The organism is Pseudomonas fluorescens (assembly GCF_002022275.1).
GTDB lineage: Bacteria > Pseudomonadota > Gammaproteobacteria > Pseudomonadales > Pseudomonadaceae > Aquipseudomonas > Aquipseudomonas fluorescens_AJ.
The window spans coordinates 451,829-476,046 of record NZ_MSDF01000016.1; the positions used below are offsets into that span (position 1 = coordinate 451,829).

The 24,218-nt window shown below is 60.9% G+C and carries 22 protein-coding genes; 16 read left to right on the top strand and 6 right to left on the bottom strand.

Annotated features, from left to right (window positions below; genetic code table 11):
- Window positions 1-107 precede the first annotated feature (107 nt).
- The 3 genes from asd to BFW87_RS14090 are packed head-to-tail and all read right to left on the bottom strand — an operon-like array spanning window position 108 to window position 3,393.
- Window positions 108-968: an archaetidylserine decarboxylase gene (gene asd, locus BFW87_RS14080; RefSeq protein ID WP_078740396.1), complete on the bottom strand. Its 861-nt coding sequence runs from the start codon at window positions 966-968 to the stop codon at window positions 108-110.
- A gap of 16 nt (window positions 969-984) precedes the next feature.
- On the bottom strand, window positions 985-1,800 hold the full coding sequence (locus BFW87_RS14085) for a rhodanese-like domain-containing protein (protein ID WP_078740397.1): 816 nt from the start codon (window positions 1,798-1,800) through the stop codon (window positions 985-987).
- 57 nt (window positions 1,801-1,857) lie between these two features.
- Window positions 1,858-3,393: an HDOD domain-containing protein gene (locus BFW87_RS14090; RefSeq protein WP_078740398.1), complete on the bottom strand. Its 1,536-nt coding sequence runs from the start codon at window positions 3,391-3,393 to the stop codon at window positions 1,858-1,860.
- A gap of 166 nt (window positions 3,394-3,559) precedes the next feature.
- On the opposite strand from BFW87_RS14090, the gene motA reads away from it, so the two are divergent.
- Window positions 3,560-4,411: a flagellar motor stator protein MotA gene (gene motA / locus BFW87_RS14095; protein ID WP_078740399.1), complete on the top strand. Its 852-nt coding sequence runs from the start codon at window positions 3,560-3,562 to the stop codon at window positions 4,409-4,411.
- A 3-nt stretch (window positions 4,412-4,414) separates the two neighbouring features.
- Window positions 4,415-5,440, top strand: coding sequence for a flagellar motor protein MotB (gene motB, locus BFW87_RS14100; protein ID WP_078740400.1), 1,026 nt, complete (start codon window positions 4,415-4,417; stop codon window positions 5,438-5,440).
- 63 nt (window positions 5,441-5,503) lie between these two features.
- Here the strand turns inward: motB and BFW87_RS14105 are convergent, their stop codons facing one another.
- Window positions 5,504-5,899, bottom strand: a complete 396-nt coding sequence (locus BFW87_RS14105; RefSeq protein ID WP_078740401.1) for a type II toxin-antitoxin system PemK/MazF family toxin — start codon at window positions 5,897-5,899, stop codon at window positions 5,504-5,506.
- Window positions 5,900-6,185: 286 nt separating this feature from the next.
- The gene (gene rsgA, locus BFW87_RS14110; RefSeq protein WP_017734951.1) at window positions 6,186-7,217 is read right to left on the bottom strand and encodes a small ribosomal subunit biogenesis GTPase RsgA; all 1,032 of its coding nucleotides are present in this window, start codon (window positions 7,215-7,217) and stop codon (window positions 6,186-6,188) included.
- A gap of 108 nt (window positions 7,218-7,325) precedes the next feature.
- On the opposite strand from rsgA, the gene orn reads away from it, so the two are divergent.
- Window positions 7,326-7,868: an oligoribonuclease gene (gene orn, locus BFW87_RS14115; protein ID WP_078740402.1), complete on the top strand. Its 543-nt coding sequence runs from the start codon at window positions 7,326-7,328 to the stop codon at window positions 7,866-7,868.
- 181 nt (window positions 7,869-8,049) lie between these two features.
- Complete coding sequence (locus BFW87_RS14120; RefSeq protein WP_176159752.1) at window positions 8,050-8,667, top strand: trimeric intracellular cation channel family protein; 618 nt, start codon at window positions 8,050-8,052, stop codon at window positions 8,665-8,667.
- On the opposite strand, the gene queG is transcribed toward BFW87_RS14120, so the two are convergent.
- Window positions 8,664-9,728 (bottom strand): tRNA epoxyqueuosine(34) reductase QueG, encoded by a 1,065-nt coding sequence (gene queG, locus BFW87_RS14125; RefSeq protein ID WP_078740403.1) that lies wholly within the window; start codon window positions 9,726-9,728, stop codon window positions 8,664-8,666. The genes BFW87_RS14120 and queG overlap by 4 nt on opposite strands.
- 63 nt (window positions 9,729-9,791) lie before the next feature.
- On the opposite strand from queG, the gene BFW87_RS14130 reads away from it, so the two are divergent.
- From BFW87_RS14130 to BFW87_RS14185, 12 genes are all read left to right on the top strand, one after another.
- Window positions 9,792-10,652 (top strand): NAD(P)H-hydrate dehydratase, encoded by an 861-nt coding sequence (locus BFW87_RS14130; protein ID WP_078740404.1) that lies wholly within the window; start codon window positions 9,792-9,794, stop codon window positions 10,650-10,652.
- Entirely contained in the window at window positions 10,640-11,110 is a 471-nt protein-coding gene (gene tsaE / locus BFW87_RS14135; RefSeq protein ID WP_078740405.1) for a tRNA (adenosine(37)-N6)-threonylcarbamoyltransferase complex ATPase subunit type 1 TsaE, read from the top strand. The genes BFW87_RS14130 and tsaE overlap by 13 nt, the downstream gene beginning before the upstream one ends.
- A 15-nt stretch (window positions 11,111-11,125) precedes the next feature.
- Window positions 11,126-12,547 (top strand): N-acetylmuramoyl-L-alanine amidase, encoded by a 1,422-nt coding sequence (locus BFW87_RS14140; protein ID WP_078740406.1) that lies wholly within the window; start codon window positions 11,126-11,128, stop codon window positions 12,545-12,547.
- Complete coding sequence (mutL, locus tag BFW87_RS14145; RefSeq protein WP_078740407.1) at window positions 12,547-14,463, top strand: DNA mismatch repair endonuclease MutL; 1,917 nt, start codon at window positions 12,547-12,549, stop codon at window positions 14,461-14,463. Before BFW87_RS14140 ends, mutL begins: the two co-directional genes overlap by 1 nt.
- A complete protein-coding gene (gene miaA, locus BFW87_RS14150) occupies window positions 14,463-15,434 on the top strand; it encodes a tRNA (adenosine(37)-N6)-dimethylallyltransferase MiaA (RefSeq protein WP_078740408.1) in 972 nt (323 codons plus the stop codon). Before mutL ends, miaA begins: the two co-directional genes overlap by 1 nt.
- Window positions 15,435-15,527: 93 nt before the next feature.
- Window positions 15,528-15,788, top strand: a complete 261-nt coding sequence (gene hfq, locus BFW87_RS14155) for an RNA chaperone Hfq (protein WP_071482778.1) — start codon at window positions 15,528-15,530, stop codon at window positions 15,786-15,788.
- 12 nt (window positions 15,789-15,800) lie between these two features.
- Window positions 15,801-17,102 carry a ribosome rescue GTPase HflX gene (hflX, locus tag BFW87_RS14160; RefSeq protein ID WP_078740409.1) on the top strand — a complete coding sequence of 434 codons (1,302 nt, stop codon included), beginning with the start codon at window positions 15,801-15,803 and terminating at the stop codon, window positions 17,100-17,102.
- Window positions 17,103-17,198: 96 nt separating this feature from the next.
- Window positions 17,199-18,377 carry an FtsH protease activity modulator HflK gene (gene hflK, locus BFW87_RS14165; protein ID WP_078740410.1) on the top strand — a complete coding sequence of 393 codons (1,179 nt, stop codon included), beginning with the start codon at window positions 17,199-17,201 and terminating at the stop codon, window positions 18,375-18,377.
- Window positions 18,377-19,243 (top strand): protease modulator HflC, encoded by an 867-nt coding sequence (hflC, locus tag BFW87_RS14170; protein WP_078740411.1) that lies wholly within the window; start codon window positions 18,377-18,379, stop codon window positions 19,241-19,243. Before hflK ends, hflC begins: the two co-directional genes overlap by 1 nt.
- A gap of 301 nt (window positions 19,244-19,544) precedes the next feature.
- Entirely contained in the window at window positions 19,545-20,732 is a 1,188-nt protein-coding gene (locus BFW87_RS14175) for an ATP phosphoribosyltransferase regulatory subunit (RefSeq protein WP_078740412.1), read from the top strand.
- Window positions 20,733-20,786: 54 nt separating this feature from the next.
- Window positions 20,787-22,076, top strand: coding sequence for an adenylosuccinate synthase (locus tag BFW87_RS14180; protein ID WP_078740413.1), 1,290 nt, complete (start codon window positions 20,787-20,789; stop codon window positions 22,074-22,076).
- 139 nt (window positions 22,077-22,215) lie between these two features.
- The gene (locus tag BFW87_RS14185; protein ID WP_078740414.1) at window positions 22,216-24,150 is read left to right on the top strand and encodes a methyl-accepting chemotaxis protein; all 1,935 of its coding nucleotides are present in this window, start codon (window positions 22,216-22,218) and stop codon (window positions 24,148-24,150) included.
- The last annotated feature ends 68 nt before the right edge of the window (window positions 24,151-24,218 follow it).

Consider the following 24,218-nt stretch of genomic DNA (forward strand, 5'->3'; position numbering starts at 1 on the left):
AATGTGGGAGCTGGCTTGCCTGCGATAGCGATGGTGGATCCAACACCGCTATCGCAGGCAAGCCAGCTCCCACATTGATCGAGTTCCAGCTTTAAATCTATTGCGAATCAGGCTTTCGGCAGTGCCATGCCCTGACCCATCTGCACCGGCGTACCCGCTACCAACTCTTCAGCCCACTTCACCTGATCCGGCCCGAACAGCACGATTGCGGTCGAACCCAGTTTAAAGCGGCCCAGCTCCGCACCCTTCTCCAGGTGAATCGGCGCACGCGCCGCTTCGTCGTAGCGGAAGGTTTTCAGCTCGCGTTTCGGCGGTGTCACCAGCCCGGCCCACACGGTTTCAATCGACGCCACAATCATCGCACCCACCAACACCACAGCCATCGGGCCGCGTTCGGTGTCGAAAATGCAGGCAACGCGCTCGTTACGTGCAAACAGCTCCGGCACGTTTTCGGCGGTGGTCTGGTTTACCGAGAAGATACGCCCGGGAATGTAGACCATCTCACGCAAGGTGCCGGCGAGTGGCATGTGCACACGGTGGTAGTCCTTCGGCGACAGGTAAACGGTCGCGAAATCACCGCCCATAAACGGCGCGGACAACGCGGCGTCGCCACCCAGCAACTCCAGCACGCTGAAGCTGTGGCCTTTGGCCTGGAACACGCGGCCGTGCTCGATCGGGCCAAGCTGGCTGATCGCGCCGTCGGCCGGGCTCAGCACCGCGCCCGGGGTTTGATCCAGCGGGCGTGCGCCGTCTTTGAGGGCGCGGGTGAAGAAGGCGTTGAAGTGCTCGTAAGCGGTCACGTCTTCAACCAGTGCCTGGGACATGTCCACTTGATAGCGCTTGGCGAACCAACTGGTGAAGGCGTTCTTGAACCAGCGCACGCGGCACTCGGCGATGCAACCGGCCAGGCGCGACAGCAAGTGGTGCGGCAGCAAATATTGGCTGAGGATAAACAACTGCTTTTTCATGAAGTGTCCTTAAACCTTAAATCTCAACGGGGGTGTCGGGGTGGTTGCCCCATTCGCCCCAGGAACCGGCATAACCTTTGACTCGCGGATAACCGAGCGCCTTGGCCACCAGGTAGGTGAAGCCAGAGCGGTGGTGAGTCTGGCAGTGGGTGATGATTTCTTTGTCGCGGGTCAGCCCGAGGTCGTCGAGGATCTGCGGCATGTCGCGGCGGATGCGCAGGTTGCGCGCCTTGTCCATGCCGGCGGTCCATTCGAAGTTCACCGCGCCGGGAATATGCCCGCCCTTGGCGGCGAGGACTTTCTCGCCGGAATACTCCAGCGGGCCACGCGCGTCCCAGATGCCCAGGTCGGCGGCGCCGAGACGGCTTTGCAGGTATTCACGGGTGGCGGTCGGGCCGTCGTGCAAGGTCAGGCTGACCGGGCCGCCGACCGGGGCGGGCATCTCGGTGGACAGCGGGTGCTGGCCTTCCAGCCACGCCAGCAGGCCGCCGTCGAGGTAGTGGTATTTCTGGTGGCCGATCACGTCGAGCATCCAGATAAACCGTCCGGCCCAGCCGCCGCCTTCGTCGTCGTAAACCACGTAGGTCGCGTCCGGTGTGTGGCCCAGTTCGCCGAAGAGTTTTTCCAGATCAGCCTTGTGGGGCAGCAGGCCGGGTGCCGGCGGCTGGCCCAGTTGGGTGCGCTTGGGGTCAACGAAATGCGCGCCGGGGATATGCCCTTCGGCGTAGCGGGCGGCACTGGTGAGGTCCACCAGAATCAGGTGTTCGGCATCGAGGCGACCTTGCAGGTCGCCTGATTCGATCACCAGCGGCAAGCCAGAGAAGTCAGGCATGTGAGGTCTCCTGGGCACAAATGTTGGCGATAAAGGACGGCGATTGTAGCGCAAGCATCAGGCGCTGCGGTTGGTAAAGCTGTGCAGGGCTTTTTCAATGCACTGGGCGGTTTTGCCGAAGGCTTGCACGGTGGTTTCCGAGAAGGGGCCGCCGCCTTGATCCGCCACCATCAGCATCACCACGCGCCCATTGCAGCTCAACGAGCGCAACAGCAGGTGTTCGCCAGGGAACAGGCGGCGCAACGTCGGTGGTAACAGTGCGAAGAACTGCGCGTGATTGTCCGGCGTCAGGCGCACTTGGGCGGACTTTTCGAGCAACCGTTGCAGCAGGGTGCTGTTGACCACATCCAGGCTCAGGTTTGCGGCGTCTTTGGGCAAACCGTCGGCCTGATGTACGCGCAAGGTACTCAAGGCGCGGTCTGCCATAAACAGTAAAACGCGCTGCATGCCGCTGGCGACCAGCGCTTCCCGGGCACAGGTAGTCAGGTGCATGGCGTTGGCAAAGCGGCTCGGCTCAACCAGCAACTCGGTGCAGCGCTTGCGCCAGAGGGCCAGTGATTCGGCGGTAGGCGGTGGCGCCGGTAACAGGCCGCGGTGGACCTTTTGCACATGCCACGGCCAGATCAGCGACAGCGCCGGGTGCCACAGATCAGGCATCAAGGTGGTGCGGGCGCTGGTCACAGCTTGCTGGTGAACCTGCTGCTGCACATCGCCCAGCGGCGCTTGCAGGTACAGCGCCGTAAGGTATTGCCAGCGCTCGGTGTGTGGGCAGGTCCAGGACTCTTGCGCCGACATCGCCAGGCCGTTGGCCAGCAGCACGGTATTGGCCGGCTGGTTCAGCCAGCGCCGCAGGTTGGGCTCGGCGTCGAGCAATTGCTGGTGGCGCAGCGCGTCGTCTTCACGGGCGATGTGCAAGGCCTTGACCAGCAAGCGCTGCTCGTTCAGCAGCAGGGTGTAGCCCTGGGACACCCAGATCGGCAGGTGCCAGGCTTCGGTCAAGCCGAGGCACAGGTCGAGCAGGCGTACGCCGAATAATTCCTGCTCGACCTTGCGAGCCGACTGGCCTTTGTGGATGACCCGCAGTTCCCATTCTTCCAGGAGCTTGGGGTAGGCCACGGCCATTGGCCACAGCGGCGACAGAAACAGCAGGCTGCCCCAGTGGATGTCTTGCCACAACCGCGCCAGGCGGCTGGCGAACAAGCCGCTGGCTTGCTGCGACGCGTGCTGGCTGACCAGCAGCAGTTGGCGCAATGCCACCGGAATGTCTTTTTCCGGCACGGAGGGCAGGCGCGCCAATAACTCTTCGGCGCGTTTGAGGCCGAGGCGGTTGAGCGCCACTTCCAGATTTTCCGCCGGCTCGGCCATGCTGCCGTGGGTGTGACTGTTGGCTTCGCGCATCACGCTGAGTACCAGCGCGGGGCTGTTTTGCATCAGCTCGGCAATGTCCCGCAATGAACTGCGGCTGTCGCGAATGGCTTTGCACACCCGCTCGTGGCTGGCCTGAGGGACGGGCAGCAGCACATCGTCCAGACGCTTGATCCAGGCGGCGAGGGTGGTGGGTTTTGCAGTTGGGACTGTCGTTTCATTGGCCATGATTGGTGCGCGATCATCACTTGCGTTCAACACGCCCGGATCGGGCCGAATTGGCTTTTCGCCTTAACGGGCTATAGTCTGGCGCAGTTTTGCCGATAAGTAGAACAAGAGTTTTCAGCTACACCCAATATGTCCATGAACCCGACGGCGCAAGTACAAATCCCCTATGGCTAAAATTATCGGCATCATCGTCGTCATCGCAAGCGTGCTGGGTGGGTACGTCCTGTCTCACGGTAAAATTGCTGCGCTGATCCAGCCCTTCGAAGTGTTGATTATTGGCGGTGCCGCGTTTGGTGCATTCTTGCAAGCCAACCCCGGCTACATGACCCTGCACGTGATCAAGAAGTCGCTGGGCATGTTCAGCTCGCGCTTCTCCCACACCTTCTATCTGGATGTGCTGGGGCTGATCTACGAGATCCTCAACAAGAGCCGCCGCGAAGGCATGATGGCCATCGAAGGCGACATTGAAGACGCCGCCGCCAGCCCGATTTTCGCCAAATACCCGGCCGTGCTCAAAGACGAGCGCATGACCGCTTACATCTGTGATTACCTGCGCATCATGTCCTCCGGCAACATGGCGCCCCACGAGCTGGAAGGCTTGTTCGACATGGAGCTGTTCAGCCTTAAAGAAGAGCTGGAACACCCGTCTCACGCCGTGACCGGCATCGCCGACGGCATGCCCGGTTTCGGTATTGTTGCGGCGGTACTCGGTATTGTGGTGACCATGGCATCCCTGGGCGAAGGCGACCAAAAGGCTATCGGCATGCACGTGGGTGCGGCCCTTGTGGGTACCTTCTTCGGTATTCTCGCGGCCTACGGTTTCTTCGGCCCACTGGCCACCTCCCTGGCGCATGATGCCAAGGAAGAGGTCAACCTCTACGAGGCGATCAAGGCCTGCCTGGTGGCTTCGGCGTCGGGCATGCCGCCATCGCTGGCGGTGGAGTTCGGGCGCAAGGTGCTGTACCCGAAACATCGCCCAAGTTTTGCCGAGCTGGAACAAGCGGTTCGCGGTCGCTAAGTCATGGAAAACAACCAGCCGATAATCATCAAGCGCGTCAAGCGCTTCGCTGCGGGGCACCATGGCGGCGCCTGGAAAATCGCCTTCGCCGACTTTGCGACGGCGATGATGGCGTTCTTCCTGGTGCTGTGGCTGATGTCTACCGCCACGCCTGAACAGAAGATCGCCATCGCCGGTTACTTCAAGGACCCGATTGGCTTCTCCGAAAGCGGCACGCCGTTTGTGATCGACCTCGGCGGTTCGCCGCAGCTGGCGCCCGAGCGCACCATCAACCCGGAGATCAAGACCGAATCGCCGCAGGAAAACATTCCGATCGAGCGCGAAAAAGTTGAAACCATGGCCGAGCAGGTCGAGAAGGAGCGCTTGGAGTTGCTGTTGCAGGAGTTGCAGACCAAGGTCGAGGAAAACCCGCAACTGCTGAAATTCAAGGATCAGATTTCCTTCGAAATCACGCCTGAAGGCTTGCGCATCCAGATCACCGACGCCGCCAACCGGCCGATGTTCGACTCCGGCAGCGCGCGCCTGAAACCTTACTTTGAAGACATCTTGCTGGCCATGGCCGACACCATCAAGGCGGTGCCGAACAAGATCAGCGTCAGTGGTCACACCGATGCCAAGCCGTATGCGGGCCAAGGCGATTTCGGCAACTGGGAACTGTCGGCCAACCGCGCCAACGCTGCGCGTCGTGCGCTGGTGGCGGGCAGCTACCCGGACCCGCAAGTGGCGCGGGTGGTGGGGTTTGCGTCCTCGCAGCTGTTTGATCCGAAAGACCCGTTCAACCCGATCAACCGCCGTATCGATATCGTGGTGCTGACCAAAAAGGCCCAGCGTGCGATCGAAGGTGATCAAGGTCCAGTGCCTGTCCCGACGCCGGGCGAGGGCGCGCCGGGTGAAGTGCCGGTGGATCCGAACGCCATTCCGCCAGGGCAGGAGCCGTTGCCGGCGCATGAGCTGCGCCAGAAGCTGAACCTGTTTGATGATGGTGGGGTGAAAGATCCTACGGCGCCTGCGCCTGCGCCCGGGTCGTAATAGACCTGCGATATTCTTTATCAATGAAAACGCCCCGAATAGTCGGGGCGTTTTCATTTCGGGTCACAACGGAAGGTAGGCTTTCACGCCGCTGATGACACCTCGCATATCATCGGTACCCAGGCGCGGCACGAAATACTGTCGCCCCGTGGTACGAGTCTTTCTGTGCAGCTTGTCGAGGCGCTCGAAGCTGACGGTATAAATCATGTCGCACTTCACCCACAGTTCTTTGTAACCATCGGTTTGAAGGGGGTTGGTACGTAGCAAGTGATGCCAGTCGTGCTGGATCTCGGGAGCGGTAGAGGAGATCGGCACTACGGTGCAGAGTGTGCGATGGTGAGTAGCGGTAGGGGATATCACTACGACTTTGCGGATCTTCAACATTTCCGGGGCTACAAAGCCTCGGGTGAAGTCGCAGAGCAGCACATCGCCTTGTTTGGGGTGATAGTAGAGAGCCAATGGTTAATTCCCCACAAAAAGCAAAGCCGCCCGAAGGCGGCTTCATTCGACGCGCAGTGGAGCTTGCTTCGCCCCTTCTGCGCCGCTGGATCAACCCCGAAAAGGATCCAGACTCCTGCCAGCTTTCGCTGGTGACGGAGCGATTATGGGCATCGAAAAAACCGAATACAAGCTGGCTTGCGTGTACTCGCCACCCAGTTGGTCCGGATTCTTGATGCCAGCCCCTATTAAATCAATGGATCGGGAGGCTGCTTGCCTTGTTTTATATGTATCAGGAAATGGATCTTCAGTAGCTGCTCTCAGGCAAGCTCGCAATAATCGACCGGTAGCTGTTCATCCGCTGCTGTTGCACGCGGCCATCTTCCAGCGCCTTGAGCAACGCGCAACCCGGCTCGCGGTCGTGTTTGCAGTCGCGGAAGCGGCAGGTGCCGATCAGGTCGTTGAACTCGATGAAACCTGCTTCTACATCGCTGCGGCTGACGTGGCCGAGGCCGAATTCGCGGATACCCGGCGAGTCGATCAACTCACCGCCGCCGGGGAAGTGGAACAGCCGCGCGGTAGTGGTGGTGTGGGTGCCCTGGCCGGAGAGTTCCGACAGCGGGCCGACACGGGTGTCGACCTCCGGCAGCAGGCTGTTGACCAGCGATGACTTGCCCACGCCTGACTGGCCGACGAACACGCTGATGCGCCCGTCCAGCTGCTGCTGGAGTTGTTCCATGCCATTGCCGTGATGCGCCGAGACTTCCAGCACCGGGTAGCCGAGGGTGCGGTAGACCGCCAGCAGTGCGTTGAGCGCCGGGGCGTTCTGTTCGTCGATCAGGTCGAATTTGTTCAGCAGCAACAGCGGGCGGATACCGGCATGTTCGGCGGCTACGAGGTAGCGGTCGATCAGGTTGGCATGGGGCTCGGGCAGTGGCGCGAACACGATCACGATCATGTCGACGTTGGCGGCCACGGGCTTGAGCTGGCCACGGCTGTCGGGGCGACGCAGTTCGGTGGTGCGCGGCAACTGGGCGACGATCACGCCGATACCCTGATTGCCGGCGCGCCACACTACCTTGTCGCCGGTCACCAGCGCAGGCAGGTTGGCCCGCAAGTGGCAACGGAACACCTGGCCCGCGAGTTCGCCTTCCAGCGCCTCGACTTCGACCTGCACGCCAAAGTGCGCGATCACCAGGCCCGTTTGTTCGGGGCCCAGGTCGCCGCCCTCAAGCGCTTCCACGGCGGAGGATTCACGTTTGGCGGCGCGAGCGGCGCGTTCACCCTGAATCTTTTCGATGCGCCAGTTTTGGCGACGATTGAGCTGGCGTTTGGCCATTGGTGTTCCGTGTCGATAATGCAAAGGTTGGGTAAAACGGTCGCGAGTCTAGCACGCCCCTGCCTGCTAAACTGCGCAGCTACGCCAAGGTGCCAAGAGAATAGAGCCATGCAAAACCCACAGAACCTGATTTGGATCGATCTGGAAATGACCGGTCTGAACCCAGACACCGACGTCATCATCGAGATGGCGACCATTGTCACCGACAGCAACCTCAACACCTTGGCCGAAGGTCCGGTGATCGCGATCCACCACAGCGACGCCGTGCTCGCCACCATGGACGAGTGGAATACCCGCACCCACGGCAACTCCGGCCTGACCCAGCGCGTGCGCGACAGCCGCATCAGCATGGCCGAAGCCGAAGCCGAGACCATCAAGTTTCTGGAACAGTGGGTGCCCAAGGGCAAGTCGCCGATCTGCGGCAACAGCATCTGCCAGGACCGTCGCTTCCTTTATACCCACATGAAAGGGCTGGAAAGCTACTTCCACTACCGCAACCTGGACGTATCTACGTTGAAAGAGCTGGCCGCGCGCTGGGCGCCGGAAGTCAAAGACAGCTTCCATAAAGGCAGCACGCATTTGGCGCTGGACGATATTCGCGAGTCGATTGCCGAGTTGCAGCATTACCGCAAGCATTTCATCAAGGCCTGATAAGCGGCGCCTGTTCTGGCCCTATCGCAGGCAAGCCAGCTCCCACACTTTGATTTGTGAACCCATTCAAAATGTGGGAGCTGGCTTGCCTGCGATAGGGGCAACGGGGTCTTTCACCAAGCGCCCCCTTTTGGTGCCACTGCCAAATGATTAGACTGCCGGCCTAATCGCAAGGATCGCCATCATGCTGTTGATGCTCTACCTCATCGCCATCACCGCCGAAGCCATGACCGGTGCCTTGTCGGCCGGGCGCCGTGGCATGGATTGGTTTGGTGTGGTGCTGATCGCCTGCGTCACCGCCCTGGGCGGTGGTTCGGTACGTGACGTGCTGCTGGGGCATTACCCGCTGACGTGGGTCAAACACCCGGAATACCTGGTGCTGACTTCCATCGCGGCGTTGGTGACGATCTTCATTGCACCGCTGATGCGCCACCTGCGCTCGCTGTTTCTGGCGCTGGACGCCGTCGGCCTGGTGGCCTTCACCCTGATCGGCTGCATGACCGCCCTGGAAATGGGCCACGGCATGTTGGTGGCCTCAGTCAGCGGCGTGATCACCGGCGTCTTCGGCGGCATCCTGCGCGACATTTTCTGTAACGACATTCCGCTGATCTTCCGCCGTGAGCTGTACGCCAGCGTGTCGTTTCTCGCGGCCTGGTTCTACATGCTCTGCCTGTACCTGGAACTGCCCAGCGAACAGTCGATTCTGCTGACCCTGTTCAGCGGCTTTCTATTGCGCCTGCTGGCGATCCGTTTTCACTGGGAAATGCCCAAGTTCGTCTACAACGACGACGTGCACTAGCGCTCGGCGTGTTGCTTCAGCGCCCACTCAACGTGTTCGCGCACCAGCTCTGACGGGTAATCACGCCGCGCTTTCAAGGCTTCCAGCACCGGAATGCTCGACGGTGCATTGCCAAGACCCACCGCCAGGTTGCGCAACCAGCGCTCATAACCGGCGCGGCGCAGCGGCGAACCTTCGGTGCTGCTGAGGAATTTATCCTCGTCCCACATAAACAGTTCGGCCAGTTCTGCGTTATCCAGGTTATGCCGTGGCTTGAAATCACTTTCGCCGGTAGCGCGGGCGAAACGATTCCACGGGCAAACGATCTGACAGTCATCGCAGCCAAACACGCGGTTGCCTATCAGCGGGCGCAAGTCTTCGGGGATGGCGCTTTTGAGCTCGATGGTCAGGTAGGAAATGCAGCGCCGGGCGTCGAGTACGTAAGGGCCGACGAAGGCATTGGTGGGGCAGATATCCAGGCAGGCGGTGCAGCGGCCGCAGTGTTCGGTGGAGTGGGGCGGATCTACCGGCAACGGCAAATCGACAAACAGTTCGCTCAGGAAGAAATAACTGCCGGCCTTGCGGTTGAGTACCAGCGTGTTTTTGCCGATCCAGCCTAGCCCGGCTTGTTCCGCGATGGCTTTTTCCAGCACCGGCGCGCTGTCGACGAACGCGCGAAAGCCAAACGGGCCGATCTGCGCCTGAATGCGGTCAGCCAGTTGCTGCACGCGCTTGCGGATCAGTTTGTGGTAGTCGCGGCCCAGGGCGTAGCGCGAGATGTAGGCTTTTTCCGGCTTTGCCAGCAGTTGCGCCATTTGCGTGTCGCCTGGCAGATAATCCATGCGCAGCGAGACCACGCGCAAGGTGCCCGGCACCAGCTCATCGGGGTGCGAGCGTTTGCTGCCATGGGCGCCCATGTACTCCATCTCGCCGTGGTAGCCCGCGTCGAGCCAGCGTTGCAGGTGCTGCTCATGCTCGGCCAGGTCCAGGCCGCTGATGCCGACTTGTTGAAAGCCCAGCTCGCGGCCCCAGTCTTTGATCGATTGGGCGAGGGCGGGCAGATCGGAGGTAATAGCGGGCATGAGACACGGGAAACCACAGGTTAGATGCGTATAATTCTGCCAGACATCGGAGCTTGAAGACGCATGCCGCAGACAAAACACGAAATAACCGACGTTCAGCCCCTGTTGCACGGCCATTTGCCGCAACTGGCTGCGCGTTCCCCGGACGCCCATAAAGGCCAGTTCGGCCACCTGCTGGTCATCGGCGGCGACCGTGGCTTTGGCGGCGCAGCGCTGCTGAGCGCCGAAAGCGCCTTGCGCAGTGGCGCGGGCATGGTGTCGCTGGCGACCCGGCCCGAGCACGTGCCCGCCGCGTTGGCGCGTTTGCCGGAAGTCATGACCGTTGGCGTCAGTTCGGCTAACCAGTTAATGGGGCTGCTGGAAAAGATCTCGGTGATCGTTATCGGCCCGGGGCTGGGCGATGCTGCCTGGGGTAAAAGCCTGCTGTCCGTCGCCGCCAATGCCAAACAGCCACAGGTCTGGGACGCCGACGCCTTGAATCAACTGGCGAAGGGCGGCGTGAGCTTGCCCGCCAACTCAGTGATTACGCCGCACCCAGGTGAAGCTGCGCGTTTGATGGGCATCACGACAGCCGAAGTTCAGGCCGACCGCCTTAAGGTGGCGCGCGCTTTAAGTCAGAAATTCAATGCAGTGGCTATCCTCAAGGGGGCTGGCAGTTTGATAGCCAGCCCGGACGGACGTGTTTCTCGATGTGACCAGGGTCACCCGGCGATGGCCACGGCGGGGCTCGGCGATGTCCTCGCTGGCCTGACCGGCGCGTTGCTCGCCCAAGGCATGCCGGCCTTCGACGCCAGCTGCCTGGCGGTGTGGTTACACGCCACGGCGGGGGATCGCCAAGGCACCTTTGGCCGCGGCTTGGCTGCCAGCGACTTGATACCCGCCATTCGACAATTGCTGGAGGAGCAGTCGCCGTGTCTGAAATAACCCTTTTCCTGGCCGATGAAGACGCGATGGTCGCATTCGGTCATCGCATCGCCCAGGTGACGGCCGGCGCCGGGCTGATCTTCCTCGAGGGCGACCTTGGCGCGGGCAAGACCACACTGTCACGCGGGATTATTCGCGGTCTGGGCCATGCCGGGGCAGTTAAAAGCCCTACGTTCACACTGGTTGAGCCCTACGAGATCGGTGCAATACGCGCCTTTCACTTCGACCTCTATCGCCTGGTCGATCCCGAAGAGCTTGAGTACATGGGCATCCGCGATTACTTCGACGAAGATGCGCTGTGTCTGATCGAGTGGCCAGATAAAGGCACAGGCTTTTTGCCAAAGCCGGACCTGACCATTACCATTACGCCCCAAGAGCAAGGACGTCAGCTGAAGTTGTTGCCCCAGAGCGTGCGCGGCCAGTCGTGGTGCGCCGCTTTGGCATTGGAATTCAAATAATTGGTGGGGTTAGGTATGCGCTTTCGCGCGTTGGTTGCTGTCGTAGGGGTGTTGCTTGCGGCAATGACTGTCAATGCTCTGGCTGCTTCACAGGTGAAAAGTGTTCGCCTGTGGCGAGCGCCGGATAACACGCGGCTGGTGTTCGACCTGTCTGGCCCGGTCCAGCACAGCGTTTTTACCCTGTCGTCGCCTGATCGCCTGGTGATCGATATCAACGGTGCGACCCTGGCCGCGCCGTTGAAAGTGTCCACCGCCAACACCCCGATTACCGCCATGCGCTCGGCCCAACGCACGCCGACCGATTTACGCGTGGTCATCGATCTGAAAAAGGCCGTGACCCCGAAAAGCTTTGTGCTGGCGCCAAACGCCCAGTACGGCAACCGCTTGGTGGTCGACCTGTTCGACAACGCCGCCGATGCCAACCCGCCTCCCGCACCGCCGCCAAGCGTGGCGACCGTGCCCGCTGTGCCCGTCAACCCGTCGCAACCGCAGGTCAAGTTGCCGCCTCCGCCGCCAGCCCCGGCGGGCAAGCGCGACATTATCGTGGTGATCGACGCCGGTCATGGTGGCGAAGACCCGGGCGCTTCCGGCTCGCGCGGCCAGCATGAGAAAGACGTGGTTCTGGCTATCGCCCGTGAACTGCAACGCCAGGTCAACGGCATGAAAGGCTACCGCGCCGAGCTGACGCGCACGGGCGACTATTTCATCCCGTTGCGTGGCCGTACGGAAATCGCGCGCAAGAAAGGCGCTGACCTGTTTGTGTCGATCCACGCCGACGCCGCACCGTCGTCTGCCGCCTTTGGCGCCTCGGTGTTTGCCCTGTCGGATCGCGGCGCCACGTCCGAGACCGCGCGTTGGCTGGCCGACAGTGAAAACCGTTCCGACTTGATCGGCGGGGCGGGCAATGTGTCCCTCGATGACAAGGACAAAATGCTCGCTGGCGTACTGCTCGACCTGTCGATGACGGCCTCGTTGACCTCCAGCCTGAACGTCGGCCAGAAAGTCCTGAGCAATATCGGCCGTGTGACCTCGTTGCACAAACAGCGTGTGGAACAGGCCGGGTTCATGGTGTTGAAGTCGCCGGACATTCCGTCGATCCTGGTGGAAACCGGGTTTATCTCCAACTCCAATGAGGCCTCGAAACTGGCCAGCTCCAGCCACCAGCAGGCGCTGGCGCGTTCGATCAGCGCCGGTATTCGCCAGTTCTTCCAGCAGAACCCGCCGCCGGGCACCTATATCGCCTGGTTGCGTGACTCCGGGAAAATCGCCCAGGGCCCGCGTGATCATCGCGTTCAGCCCGGTGACACGCTGGCCATGCTGGCCGTGCGTTTCCAGGTGTCGCCCGCCACTTTGCGCAGCGCGAATAACCTGAAGACCGATGAGTTGAAAGTCGGCCAGGTGTTGACCATCCCCGGCACTGAATTGGCGGCGCAGTAATGAGCGAATCAGTCTTGAACAGCGGCTCGCGTATCGAGCTGCTCAGCCCGCGCCTTGCCAACCAGATTGCCGCGGGTGAAGTGGTTGAGCGCCCGGCCTCGGTGATCAAGGAGCTGCTGGAAAACAGCATCGACTCCGGCGCCAAGCGCATTGATGTGGACGTGGAACAGGGCGGCGTCAAGCTGCTGCGCGTTCGCGACGATGGCAGCGGCATCTCCTCCGATGACCTGCCGTTGGCACTGGCGCGTCACGCCACCAGCAAGATTCGTGACCTTGAAGACCTGGAACGGGTAATGAGCCTGGGCTTTCGCGGTGAAGCCCTGGCTTCCATCAGCTCCGTGGCTCGCCTGACCCTGACTTCGCGCACCCGCAACGCCGAGCAAGCCTGGCAAGTGGAAACAGAAGGCCGCGACATGGCGCCCCGTGTCCAGCCAGCCGCGCACCCAGTGGGTACGTCGGTGGAAGTGCGCGACCTGTTTTTCAATACCCCGGCGCGCCGCAAATTCCTCAAGGCTGAAAAAACCGAATTCGATCACCTGCAAGAAGTGATCAAGCGCCTGGCACTGGCGCGTTTCGATGTGGCCTTCCACCTGCGCCACAACGGCAAAACCATCCTTAGCCTGCACGAAGCCCATGACGATGCCGCGCGCGCTCGGCGTGTCTCGGCGATTTGCGGTTCGGGCTTCCTGGAGCAGGCGCTGCCGATTGAAATCGAGCGCAATGGCTTGCGGCTATGGGGTTGGGTCGGTCTGCCGACCTTCTCGCGCAGCCAGGCAGATTTGCAGTATTTCTTTGTGAATGGCCGTGCGGTGCGCGACAAGCTGGTAGCGCACGCGGTGCGTCAGGCGTATCGCGATGTGCTGTTCAACGGACGGCACCCGACGTTTGTACTGTTTTTTGAGGTCGACCCGTCGGTGGTTGACGTCAACGTGCACCCGACCAAGCACGAAGTGCGCTTCCGTGACGGGCGCATGGTGCATGACTTCCTTTATGGCACCTTGCACCGCGCGTTGGGTGATGTGCGCCCGGATGATCAGCTGTCTGCGCCGATTGTGACGGCTGTTGTTCGTCCCAGTGGCCCTGAGGCGGGTGAATTTGGCCCGCAAGGCGAAATGAGTCTGGCCGCCAACCTGCTGCAATCGCCGCAGCCTCAACCTTCGTACACCGCACCAGGTTCCGGTTCCGGGGCGGGTTATCAGTACCAGTACACGCCGCGCCCGCAATCTGCCGTGCCGGTGGCCGAGGCGCAGGCGGCGTATCGCGAGTTTTTCGCGCCGCTGCCGGGGGCTGAACCGGGTGCTCCTGTGGCCTTGCCGGAAGGTGGCGGGGATATTCCGCCGTTGGGTTACGCGTTGGCGCAACTCAAGGGCATCTACATCCTTGCGGAAAACGCCCATGGCCTGGTGCTGGTGGACATGCACGCCGCCCACGAGCGGATCATGTACGAGCGCCTGAAGATCGCCATGGCCAGTGAAGGCCTCAGTGGGCAGCCGTTGTTGGTGCCGGAATCCCTGGCCGTCAGCCAGCGCGAAGCCGATTGCGCCGAAGAACACCACAGCGTTTTCCAGAAACTCGGCTTTGAATTGCAGCGCCTGGGCCCGGAAACCCTGGCAATCCGCCAGATTCCTGCGCTGCTCAAGCAGGCCGAAGCCAACCGTCTGGTCGCCGATGTACTGGCCGACCTGATGGAATATGGCACCAGCGACCGTATCCAGGCGCATATCAACGAACTGCTCGGCACCATGGCCTGCCACGGTGCAATCCGCGCCAACCGCCGCCTGGCCTTGCCGGAAATGAACGGTTTGTTGCGCGACATGGAAAACACCGAGCGCAGCGGGCAATGCAACCATGGCCGACCGACCTGGACCCAGATGGGCCTGGACGATCTGGACAAACTGTTCTTGCGCGGCCGCTGATGAGTGCCTTGCCCCCCGCGATTTTCCTGATGGGCCCCACAGCCGCCGGCAAAACCGACTTGGCCATCGAGCTGACCAAAGTGCTGCCGTGCGAGCTCATCAGCGTCGACTCTGCCCTGGTTTACCGGGACATGGACATCGGTACCGCCAAGCCTTCGAAAGCGTTGCTGGCCCGGCATCCGCATCAATTGATCGACATCATTGACCCGTCGCAGAGCTATTCAGCCGCTGATTTTCGCACCGATGCCCTTGCCGCCATGGCCGAGATCACTGCGCGGGGCAATATTCCGCTGCTGGTGGGCGGCACGATGCTTTACTACAAGGCGTTGCAGGAAGGGCTGGCCGATATGCCGCCTGCCGACGCCCAGGTGCGCGCTGAGCTTGAAGAAGAGGCTGCACGCCTTGGCTGGCAAGCCTTGCACGATCAGTTGGCGGCGGTGGATCCAGTTTCAGCGGCGCGCATCCACCCCAATGACCCCCAGCGACTGACGCGCGCGCTGGAAGTCTGGCGGGTCAGCGGCCAGACCATGACTGAACACAGGCTGAAACAAACTGCGCAAAGTGCTGATGCAGGCGCATCTGGTGGGTCACAATTACCCTATACTGTGGCGAATCTGGCCATCGCTCCGGCAAATCGTCAGGTGCTGCATGAACGAATTGCACAAAGATTCACAATTATGTTGGAACAGGGGTTTGTGGACGAGGTCGTAGCACTGCGTTCCAGAGGTGACCTGCATCCCGGGTTGCCTTCGATACGTGCTGTAGGCTACCGCCAAGTCTGGGATCATCTGGATGGCAAGCTGACGTCAGCCGAAATGCAGGAGCGCGGCATCATCGCCACGCGCCAATTGGCGAAGCGCCAGTTCACCTGGTTGCGCAGCTGGAGCGATTTGCACTGGCTGGACAGCCTGGACAGCGACAATCTGTCACGCGCCTTGAAATACTTGGGAACGGTCTCCATATTGAGCTGAGTCCTTGCAATTGCCGTCTATCCTTGGGGGTGTGACGGCCATGAGCTATCTATTTTCCGAATTTTATTATTGATCCTTAAAGGAGTGCGGCACATGTCAAAAGGGCATTCGCTACAAGACCCTTACTTGAATACTTTACGTAAAGAGAAAGTTGGGGTTTCCATCTACCTGGTTAACGGTATCAAGCTGCAAGGCACGATCGAGTCCTTCGACCAGTTCGTGATCCTGCTGAAAAACACCGTCAGCCAGATGGTTTACAAGCACGCTATCTCGACAGTCGTTCCAGTTCGTCCAATTCGTCTGCCTAGCGCAGCCGGTGACGAAGTGGGTGACGCTGAGCCAGGTAACGCCTGATAGGAGTCTCCTTTGTTCTTTGAGCGCCACGGTGGTGGTGAACGGGTAATCCTCGTTCACTTGGATGGACAGGACCCTGAGGCGCGCGAAGATCCGCAGGAGTTTCAGGAGTTGGCAAATTCGGCCGGCGCCGAGACCGTTGCGTTTTTTAACGTACCGCGTCATCGGCCAACCGCCAAATTCCTGATTGGCAGCGGCAAGGTCGAGGAACTGCGCGACCTGGTGCATGCCGAAGAAGCCGATCTGGTGATCTTCAACCACGTCCTCACGCCGAGTCAGGAACGTAACCTCGAACGTGTTTTCGAGTGTCGCGTGATCGACCGTACCGGCCTGATTCTCGATATTTTCGCCCAACGCGCGCGTACCCATGAAGGCAAGCTCCAGGTAGAACTGGCTCAGCTTGACCACATGAGCACCCGGCTGGTTCGCGGCTGGACTCACCTTGAGCGTCAGGGTGGCGGTATCGGTATGCGTGGCCCGGGTGAAACCCAGCTCGAAACCGACCGCCGTCTGCTGCGGGTTCGCCTGCGCCAGATCAAGGGCCGGCTTGAGAAAGTGCGCAGCCAGCGCGAGCAATCGCGACGTGGCCGCATGCGGGCGGATATCCCGACCGTTTCACTGGTGGGCTATACCAACGCCGGTAAATCCACGCTGTTCAACAACGTGACCAAATCCGACGTGTACGCCGCCGACCAACTGTTCGCCACCCTCGACCCGACCTTGCGCCGTCTTGAACTGGACGACCTGGGGCCGATTGTCCTGGCCGACACTGTGGGTTTCATTCGTCACTTGCCCCACAAGCTGGTCGAGGCATTTCGGTCTACGCTCGAAGAGTCGAGCAATTCCGACCTGCTGTTGCACGTGATCGATGCGGCCGAACCGGATCGCATGTTGCAGATCGAGCAGGTGATGGTGGTGCTGGGCGAGATTGGCGCCCAGGACTTGCCGATCCTTGAGGTCTATAACAAACTCGATTTGCTTGAGGGCGTAGAGCCACAGATCCAGCGCGACGAAGACGGCAAGCCCCAGCGGGTCTGGTTGTCGGCGCGTGATGGCAGTGGTCTGGAATTACTTGAACAAGCCATTGCCGAGCTGTTGGGCAGCGATTTGTTTATCGGCACCTTGCGCTTGCCTCAGCGTTTTGCTCGACTGCGTGCACAGTTTTTCGAGCTGGGCGCGGTACAGAAAGAAGAATACGACGAAGAAGGTGTCAGCTTGCTGGCCGTTCGATTGCCGCGCTCGGAGCTGAATCGGCTGGTCAGTCGTGAAGGCGTGGTACCGACAGAGTTCATCGAACAACACACTTTGCAATAAAAGCCTCCGAAAGCGGTTGTGCCGCAGTAGCAGGCATTCTGTAGCATTGGTCGGCGCGCCGTGGGTGCGTCTTTGCTTTATCAGATGGAGAGCGCTATGGCTTGGAATGAGCCGGGTGGCAACTCGAATAATCAGGATCCTTGGGGTGGTAAGCGCCGCAATAATGGCGACCGCAAGGGGCCACCGGATCTCGACGAGGCCTTCCGAAAGCTGCAGGAAAGCCTGAATGGGTTGTTCGGTGGTGGGAAAAAACGTGGTGGTGGTGACGACGGCGGTCGTACCAGCAAGGGCGGCGGCTATGGCCTGTTGGGCCTGGGCCTTGTCGTGCTCGCAGCCGTTTGGCTGTACAGCGCCGTGTATGTCGTGGACGAGCAGGAACAAGCCGTGGTGCTGCGCTTCGGCAAGTACTACGAGACTGTCGGCCCGGGCCTGAACATCTACTTCCCGCCGATCGACAAGAAGTACATGGAGAACGTCACGCGTGAGCGTGCCTACACCAAGCAGGGCCAGATGCTGACCGAAGACGAGAATATCGTCGAAGTGCCGCTGACCGTGCAGTACAAGATCAGCAACCTGCAGGACTTCGTGCTGAACGTTGACCAGCCGGAAATCAGCCTGCAACAAGCGACTGAAAGTGCGCTCCGCCATGTGGTGGGTTCCACCGCCATGGATCAGGTGCTGACCGAAGGTCGTGAATTGATGGCCAGTGAGATCAAGGAGCGCCTGCAACGGTTCCTCGACACCTATCGCACCGGTATTACTGTCACTCAGGTCAACATACAAAGCGCAGCGGCACCGCGTGAAGTACAGGAAGCCTTTGATGACGTGATCCGCGCCCGTGAAGACGAGCAGCGTTCGCGCAACCAGGCTGAAACCTACGCCAACGGCGTCGTGCCGGAAGCCCGTGGTCAGGCCCAGCGCATCCTTGAGGATGCCAACGGTTACCGTGACGAAGTGGTCTCTCGCGCCAAGGGTGAGGCGGATCGCTTCACCAAGCTGGTTGCCGAGTACCGCAAGGCACCTGAAGTGACCCGCGAGCGTCTGTACCTGGACACCATGCAGGAAGTCTTCAGCAACACCAGCAAGGTTCTCGTGACTGGCAGCAAAGGTGGGCAGAACAACCTGCTGTACCTGCCGCTGGACAAGATGATCGAAGGGGGTCGTAGCGGCACCAGCGCGCCGTCCACCAGTTCGAATGCCGCTGCCAATGAAGCGAGCGCCCGTGCGGCCGCTGACTTGCTGCAACAGCAAACACGTACCAGGGAGAGTCGTTGATGAACAATAAATCGCTGACAGCCCTGATTGTGGGTGTCGTCGTGGTCATCGCTGCCTGGAACTGCTTCTACATCGTGTCTCAGACCGAGCGCGCGGTGTTGCTGCAATTCGGTCGTGTGGTCCAGGCGGATGTCCAGCCGGGCCTGCATGTGAAGGTCCCCTACGTGAACCAGGTGCGCAAGTTCGACGGCCGCCTGATGACCCTGGATGCACCGACACAGCGCTTCCTGACCCTGGAAAAGAAAGCCGTGATGGTTGACGCCTACGCCAAGTGGCGCGTCAAGGATGCCGAGCGCTTCTACACCGCGACCTCCGGCCTCAAGCAGATTGCTGACGAGCGTTTGTCGCGCCGTCTGGAGTCGGGCCTGCGTGACCAGTTCGGTAAGCGCACCCTGCACGAGGTGGTATCCGGTGAACGTGATGCGCTGATGGCTGACATCACGCGTTCGTTGAACACAATGGCGGAAAAAGAGCTGGGCATCGAAGTGATTGATGTTCGGGTCAAGGCCATTGACCTGCCGAAAGAAGTGAACCGCAGCGTGTTCGAGCGCATGAGCACCGAGCGTGAGCGTGAAGCCCGTGAGCACCGCGCCAAGGGTAACGAGTTGGCTGAAGGTATCCGTGCGGATGCTGACCGTCAGCGCCGTGTACTGTTGGCCGAAGCCTATCGCGAGTCTGAAGAGGCCCGTGGTGATGGCGACGCTCAAGCCGCGTCGATTTACTCCAAGGCTTACGGCCAGGACCAGGAGTTCTACGCGTTCTACCGTAGCCTGCGTGCTTACCGTGAAAGCTTCGCGAACAAAACCGACGTCATGGTGCTGGACCCAAGCAGCGAGTTCTTCCGCTACCTGGAAAAGTCCAAGTAACAGCCTGTGACCTTGGGGCGCACTCCGTCGGGCGGCTAAAACGCCTGGCGGGGTGATCCTTTCAGAAAACGGGTGTATGATGCGGCAGCCGGGAAATTCCCGGCTTTTTTGCGTCTGCATGTTTGATTGTTGTTGTGCGCTGCAGACGCCACAGGTTTTTCGAGGAAAGTGCCCGACGAGGCCGCTGGCAGGCCATTCGTCACGTCGTTCTTGCGCGTTGTTTATGCGGGGGCCGGGTATTTTCTGCTTCACTCAAGGCTCGGCCGAGGGCTGGCCGCCCGGATCATAGGGGATTGGCGTAATGGCAACGGTAGACCGCTGGCTGCTGCCAGATGGCATCGAAGAAGTACTGCCACCGGAAGCTGCGCGCATTGAAGTAGCGCGTCGCCAGGTGTTGGATCTGTTCCAGAGCTGGGGTTACGAGTTTGTCGTGACCCCCCATATCGAGTACCTGGAATCCCTGCTGACCGGCGCGGGCCAGGACCTGGATCTGCGCACCTTCAAGGTCATCGACCCGCAATCGGGCCGGCAAATGGGTTTCCGTGCCGACATCACGCCGCAAGTGGCGCGCATTGATGCGCACACCCTGCGTCGCGAAGGCCCGAGCCGCTTGTGCTACGCCGGCAGCGTGCTGCATGCGCAACCACGCGCCTTGTCGTCTTCGCGTAGCCCGATCCAGTTGGGCGCCGAGTTGTACGGCGATGCCAGCCCGAGCAGCGACGTTGAAGTGATCAGCTTGATGCTGGCCATGCTGCAATTGGCCGACGTGCCGGATGTGCACATGGACCTCGGTCACGTGGGTATCTACCGTGGCCTGGCCCGTGCGGCCGGTTTGTCCGGTGAAGTGGAACAACAGTTGTTCGATGCCCTGCAACGCAAGGCTATCGATGAAGTGATCGCTCTCACCGAGGGTGTGCCTGCGGATTTGGCTGGCATGCTGCGTGCGTTGGTGAACCTGTGCGGCGGCCCTGAAGTGCTGGTGGCTGCGCGTGAGCGTCTGGCCAATGCGCCAGCGCCGGTATTGGCTGCACTGAATGATGTACTGGCGATTGCCGAGCAGTTGTCGGCCCGGTTCCCGCAGCTGCCGCTGTATTTTGACCTGGGCGAGTTGCGCGGTTACCACTACCACACCGGTGTGGTGTTCGCGGTGTTTGTACCGGGTGTTGGCCAGGCCATCGCCCAGGGCGGTCGTTACGACGATATCGGCGCCGACTTCGGTCGTGCGCGTCCGGCGACCGGCTTTTCCACCGATTTGAAAACCCTGGTGACCCTGGGGCGTGCTGAGGTCGAGCTGCCGTCTGGTGGCATCTGGATGCCCGACAGTACGGACGCAGCACTCTGGCAGCAGGTTTGCCAGTTGCGCAGTGAGGGTCAGCGTGTTGTCCAGGCCTTGCCTGGGCAGCCATTGGCCGTCGCCCGTGATGCGGACTGCGACCGGCAATTGATTCTGCAGAACGGGCTTTGGCAAGTATCGCCACTGGCTTCTTGAGTTTTCCTGCCGGCCATCGCCGGCACCAAGTTTGCGCGAATGAGGACAAGTGTTATGGGTAAGAATGTCGTAGTCCTGGGCACCCAATGGGGTGATGAGGGCAAAGGCAAGATCGTTGATCTGCTGACCGAACATGCTGCCGCCGTAGTGCGCTACCAAGGTGGCCACAACGCTGGCCACACCCTGGTCATCGATGGCGAAAAAACCGTTTTGCACCTGATCCCGTCGGGCGTACTGCGCGAAGGCGTGCGGTGCCTGATCGGCAACGGCGTGGTCGTTGCACCTGACGCCCTGCTGCGCGAGATCATCAAGCTGGAAGAGAAAGGCGTACCGGTGCGCAAGCGTCTGCGTATCAGCCCGTCCTGCCCGCTGATCCTGTCCTTCCACGTGGCGCTGGACCAGGCCCGTGAAAAGGCCCGTGGCGAGCTGAAGATCGGTACGACCGGTCGCGGCATCGGCCCGGCATACGAAGACAAGGTTGCACGTCGTGGCCTGCGTGTGGGCGACCTGCTCAACATGCCGCGCTTTGAAGACAAACTGCGTGAACTGGTGGATTACCACAACTTCATGCTGGTGGGTTACTACAAAGAGCCGGCCATCGAGTTCGAAAAGACCCTGGCCGAGTGCAAGGAATACGCTGAGCTGCTCAAGCCGCTGATGCTGGACGTGACCGCCGAGCTGCACGACCTGCGTCGCGCTGGCAAAGACATCATGTTCGAAGGCGCTCAAGGCTCGCTGCTGGACATCGACCACGGCACCTACCCGTACGTGACCAGCTCCAACACCACCGCTGGCGGCGTTGCCACCGGTTCCGGCGTGGGCCCGATGTTCCTGGACTACATCCTGGGCATCACCAAGGCTTACACCACCCGCGTAGGTTCGGGGCCGTTCCCGACTGAGCTGTTCGACGAAGTCGGCGCACACCTGGCCAAGCAAGGTCACGAGTTCGGTGCCACCACTGGCCGTGCGCGTCGTTGCGGCTGGTTCGACGCCGTTATCCTGCGTCGCGCTATCGATGTGAACAGCATCTCGGGCATCTGCCTGACCAAGCTGGACGTACTCGACGGTCTGGAAACCATCAACATCTGCGTCGGCTACAAAGATGCAGATGGCAAGGACGTTGCTCCGACTGACGCCGACAGCTACGTAGGCCTGCAGCCTGTGTACGAAGAAGTGCCAGGCTGGACCGAATCGACCGTGGGTGCCAAAACCCTGGAAGAGCTGCCTGCCAACGCACGTGCTTACATCAAACGCGTTGAAGCGCTGATCGGGGCGCCAATCGACATTATTTCGACGGGCCCGGACCGCAACGAGACCATCGTTCTGCGTCACCCGTTCGCTTAATAAGCTGTTGATGTAGAAAGCAAAGGGCTCCTTCGGGAGCCCTTTGTCGTTTCTGCCTGGCAAACGGCACGACCCTTGCTATGGTTCTTTCTTTCGCGGTGCTATCAATTTAATGGCACCCGTGGTGGAGGGATTCACAGTGTCTGCCGTTCTCTCATTGTTACAAAGCCGGCTGTTGCGGCCGGTATTCGTTACCCTCGGTATCGCCCTTTTGGTGCAAGTGCTGGTAGCCGTCGCTCTGACGCGGAGCACTGTCACGGCATTGGAAGCTGATTTGGGCAATCGCCTGGGTATCGACAGCCAGAAACTGTCTGGCGAGCTGGCGCAAGCCGGCAAGGAAGTCACCTCCAGCCTGGACAGCCTGTCGTCCAGCACTCGTCAGCGTCTCACCAGCGGTTTGTCCTCGCGCTTGCAGGACGAGCAGAAGCAACTGCGTGCGACCCTGGAAAAAGACCTGCAAGACTCCGCCAATGACATGGCGCAACTGCTGGCCTCGGTGGCGCCACGCGCCATGTGGGACAGCGACGTGCCGACATTGTCGGAGTTTGCCCGGCGTGCCCAGCGTAATCCCAATGTGCTGTTCGTGGTCTACGACGACGCGGCGGGTGAACATTTGACCCGTTACCTGAACCGTGAAAACCCGATCAACCAGGCATTGCTGGCGAAAGGGGCGGGTGATCGTGCTTTGGACAAAGTGTTGAATGCGGCCAAGGACGACCCATCGGTGTACTACGTTGAAGCATCCATCAGCCCCAACGGGGTGGAAATCGGCAAGGTCCGCATGGGCGTTTCGACGGCCTCGGTTGAAACGGACCTCGCGGCGCTGGATAAGCGCTTTGCCGCGTTGATTGCCAGCAGTGATCAGTTGGTCGGCGACAGCCTGCAAGGCGCTGCGGCGGACAGTGCAGCCGCCATGGGCGCGCGTCTGCAATCGGCGCAAGCCACCGCCACCCAGATGACGGCGAACACCACCGGCGCCGTGCAGGAGGCCGCCGGCACCCTGCGCTGGCGCATCGGCATGGGGCTCGCCATTGTCGGGTTCGGCGTGTTGCTGCTGATCGCCATCGTACTGGGGCGCCGCGTGGTCAATCGTCTGAAGCTGTTGATTGCGGCCATGGATGACCTGGCGGCGGGCGAGGGCGACCTCACCAAGCGTGTGCAGATCAACAGCAAAGATGAGATTGGCGACATGGCGTCGGCGGTCAACCGCTTTGTGGATAAGTTGCAGCCTATCGTGCGCGAGGCGGGGGATGTGGCCCAGCGAACCGGCGTGGAAATCGGCGCGATGACCTTGCGCAATGCCGGGGCTGACGCGGCGGCGGGCTTGCAGCGTGACGAGGTGGCCGAGAGCTTGCGCGCGCTGTCGCAAATGGCTGATGAGGCCCAGGCCGAAAGCCATGCGATGCAGGCAGCACTGCAGCAGGTCGTGGATATTCGTCAGGCCACGGATGAGAACTCGCGGACTTCAGCCGAGGTCGGCAGCTTGATCGAAGCGTTGGCGGGGCAGGTGCAGTCCGGCTCCAAAGTGATTGAGCGACTGGCGCAGCAAAGTCAGCAAATCGAAGTGGTGCTGACGGTGATCCACGGGATTGCCGAGCAGACCAACCTGCTGGCGCTCAACGCTGCGATTGAAGCGGCGCGCGCGGGTGAGACGGGGCGTGGTTTTGCCGTGGTGGCGGACGAAGTGCGTGCGCTGGCGAGTAAAACCCAAAGCTCTACCGGGGATATTCAGGCGCACATCGTGGCGTTGCAGCAGGGTGCGCGCGAAGCGGTGGAGACCATCAGCAAGGCGGGTCGCCAGGCAAACGAAGGCTTACTGGTGTTGCGCGACAGCGTGCGCTTGCAGCAGACGGTGCAGGCGTCGGTGGAGCAGGTGCATGCGGCCATTGGCTTGGCAACGCGTGCGGCTGAGCATCAGGCGCAAGGCGCGCATGCAGTGCGTGGACGGGTCGAGGTGATTCATGCTCAGGCTGAGCGTGCGGCGCAGGCGGTAGTGGAAACGACTGCCAGTGGCAAGGTGCTGGATGGGTTGGCGGCGCAGTTGAAGGCGAGCCTCGGGCAGTTCAGGGCTTAGTGTTGTTTGCACTGGCCCCATCGCAGGCAAGCCAGCTCCCACCTTTGAATGGGTTCGCAATTCAAAAT

Excerpts from the sequence above, each read along its gene's own strand:
- asd (WP_078740396.1), bottom strand. The coding sequence starts at position 968 with ATGAAAAAGCAGTTGTTTATCCTCAGCCAATATTTGCTGCCGCACCAC.
- BFW87_RS14085 (WP_078740397.1), bottom strand. The coding sequence starts at position 1,800 with ATGCCTGACTTCTCTGGCTTGCCGCTGGTGATCGAATCAGGCGACCTG.
- BFW87_RS14090 (WP_078740398.1), bottom strand. The coding sequence starts at position 3,393 with ATGGCCAATGAAACGACAGTCCCAACTGCAAAACCCACCACCCTCGCC.
- motA (WP_078740399.1), top strand. The coding sequence starts at position 3,560 with ATGGCTAAAATTATCGGCATCATCGTCGTCATCGCAAGCGTGCTGGGT.
- motB (WP_078740400.1), top strand. The coding sequence starts at position 4,415 with ATGGAAAACAACCAGCCGATAATCATCAAGCGCGTCAAGCGCTTCGCT.
- rsgA (WP_017734951.1), bottom strand. The coding sequence starts at position 7,217 with ATGGCCAAACGCCAGCTCAATCGTCGCCAAAACTGGCGCATCGAAAAG.
- orn (WP_078740402.1), top strand. The coding sequence starts at position 7,326 with ATGCAAAACCCACAGAACCTGATTTGGATCGATCTGGAAATGACCGGT.
- queG (WP_078740403.1), bottom strand. The coding sequence starts at position 9,728 with ATGCCCGCTATTACCTCCGATCTGCCCGCCCTCGCCCAATCGATCAAA.
- BFW87_RS14130 (WP_078740404.1), top strand. The coding sequence starts at position 9,792 with ATGCCGCAGACAAAACACGAAATAACCGACGTTCAGCCCCTGTTGCAC.
- BFW87_RS14140 (WP_078740406.1), top strand. The coding sequence starts at position 11,126 with ATGCGCTTTCGCGCGTTGGTTGCTGTCGTAGGGGTGTTGCTTGCGGCA.
- mutL (WP_078740407.1), top strand. The coding sequence starts at position 12,547 with ATGAGCGAATCAGTCTTGAACAGCGGCTCGCGTATCGAGCTGCTCAGC.
- miaA (WP_078740408.1), top strand. The coding sequence starts at position 14,463 with ATGAGTGCCTTGCCCCCCGCGATTTTCCTGATGGGCCCCACAGCCGCC.
- hfq (WP_071482778.1), top strand. The coding sequence starts at position 15,528 with ATGTCAAAAGGGCATTCGCTACAAGACCCTTACTTGAATACTTTACGT.
- hflK (WP_078740410.1), top strand. The coding sequence starts at position 17,199 with ATGGCTTGGAATGAGCCGGGTGGCAACTCGAATAATCAGGATCCTTGG.
- hflC (WP_078740411.1), top strand. The coding sequence starts at position 18,377 with ATGAACAATAAATCGCTGACAGCCCTGATTGTGGGTGTCGTCGTGGTC.
- BFW87_RS14175 (WP_078740412.1), top strand. The coding sequence starts at position 19,545 with ATGGCAACGGTAGACCGCTGGCTGCTGCCAGATGGCATCGAAGAAGTA.
- BFW87_RS14180 (WP_078740413.1), top strand. The coding sequence starts at position 20,787 with ATGGGTAAGAATGTCGTAGTCCTGGGCACCCAATGGGGTGATGAGGGC.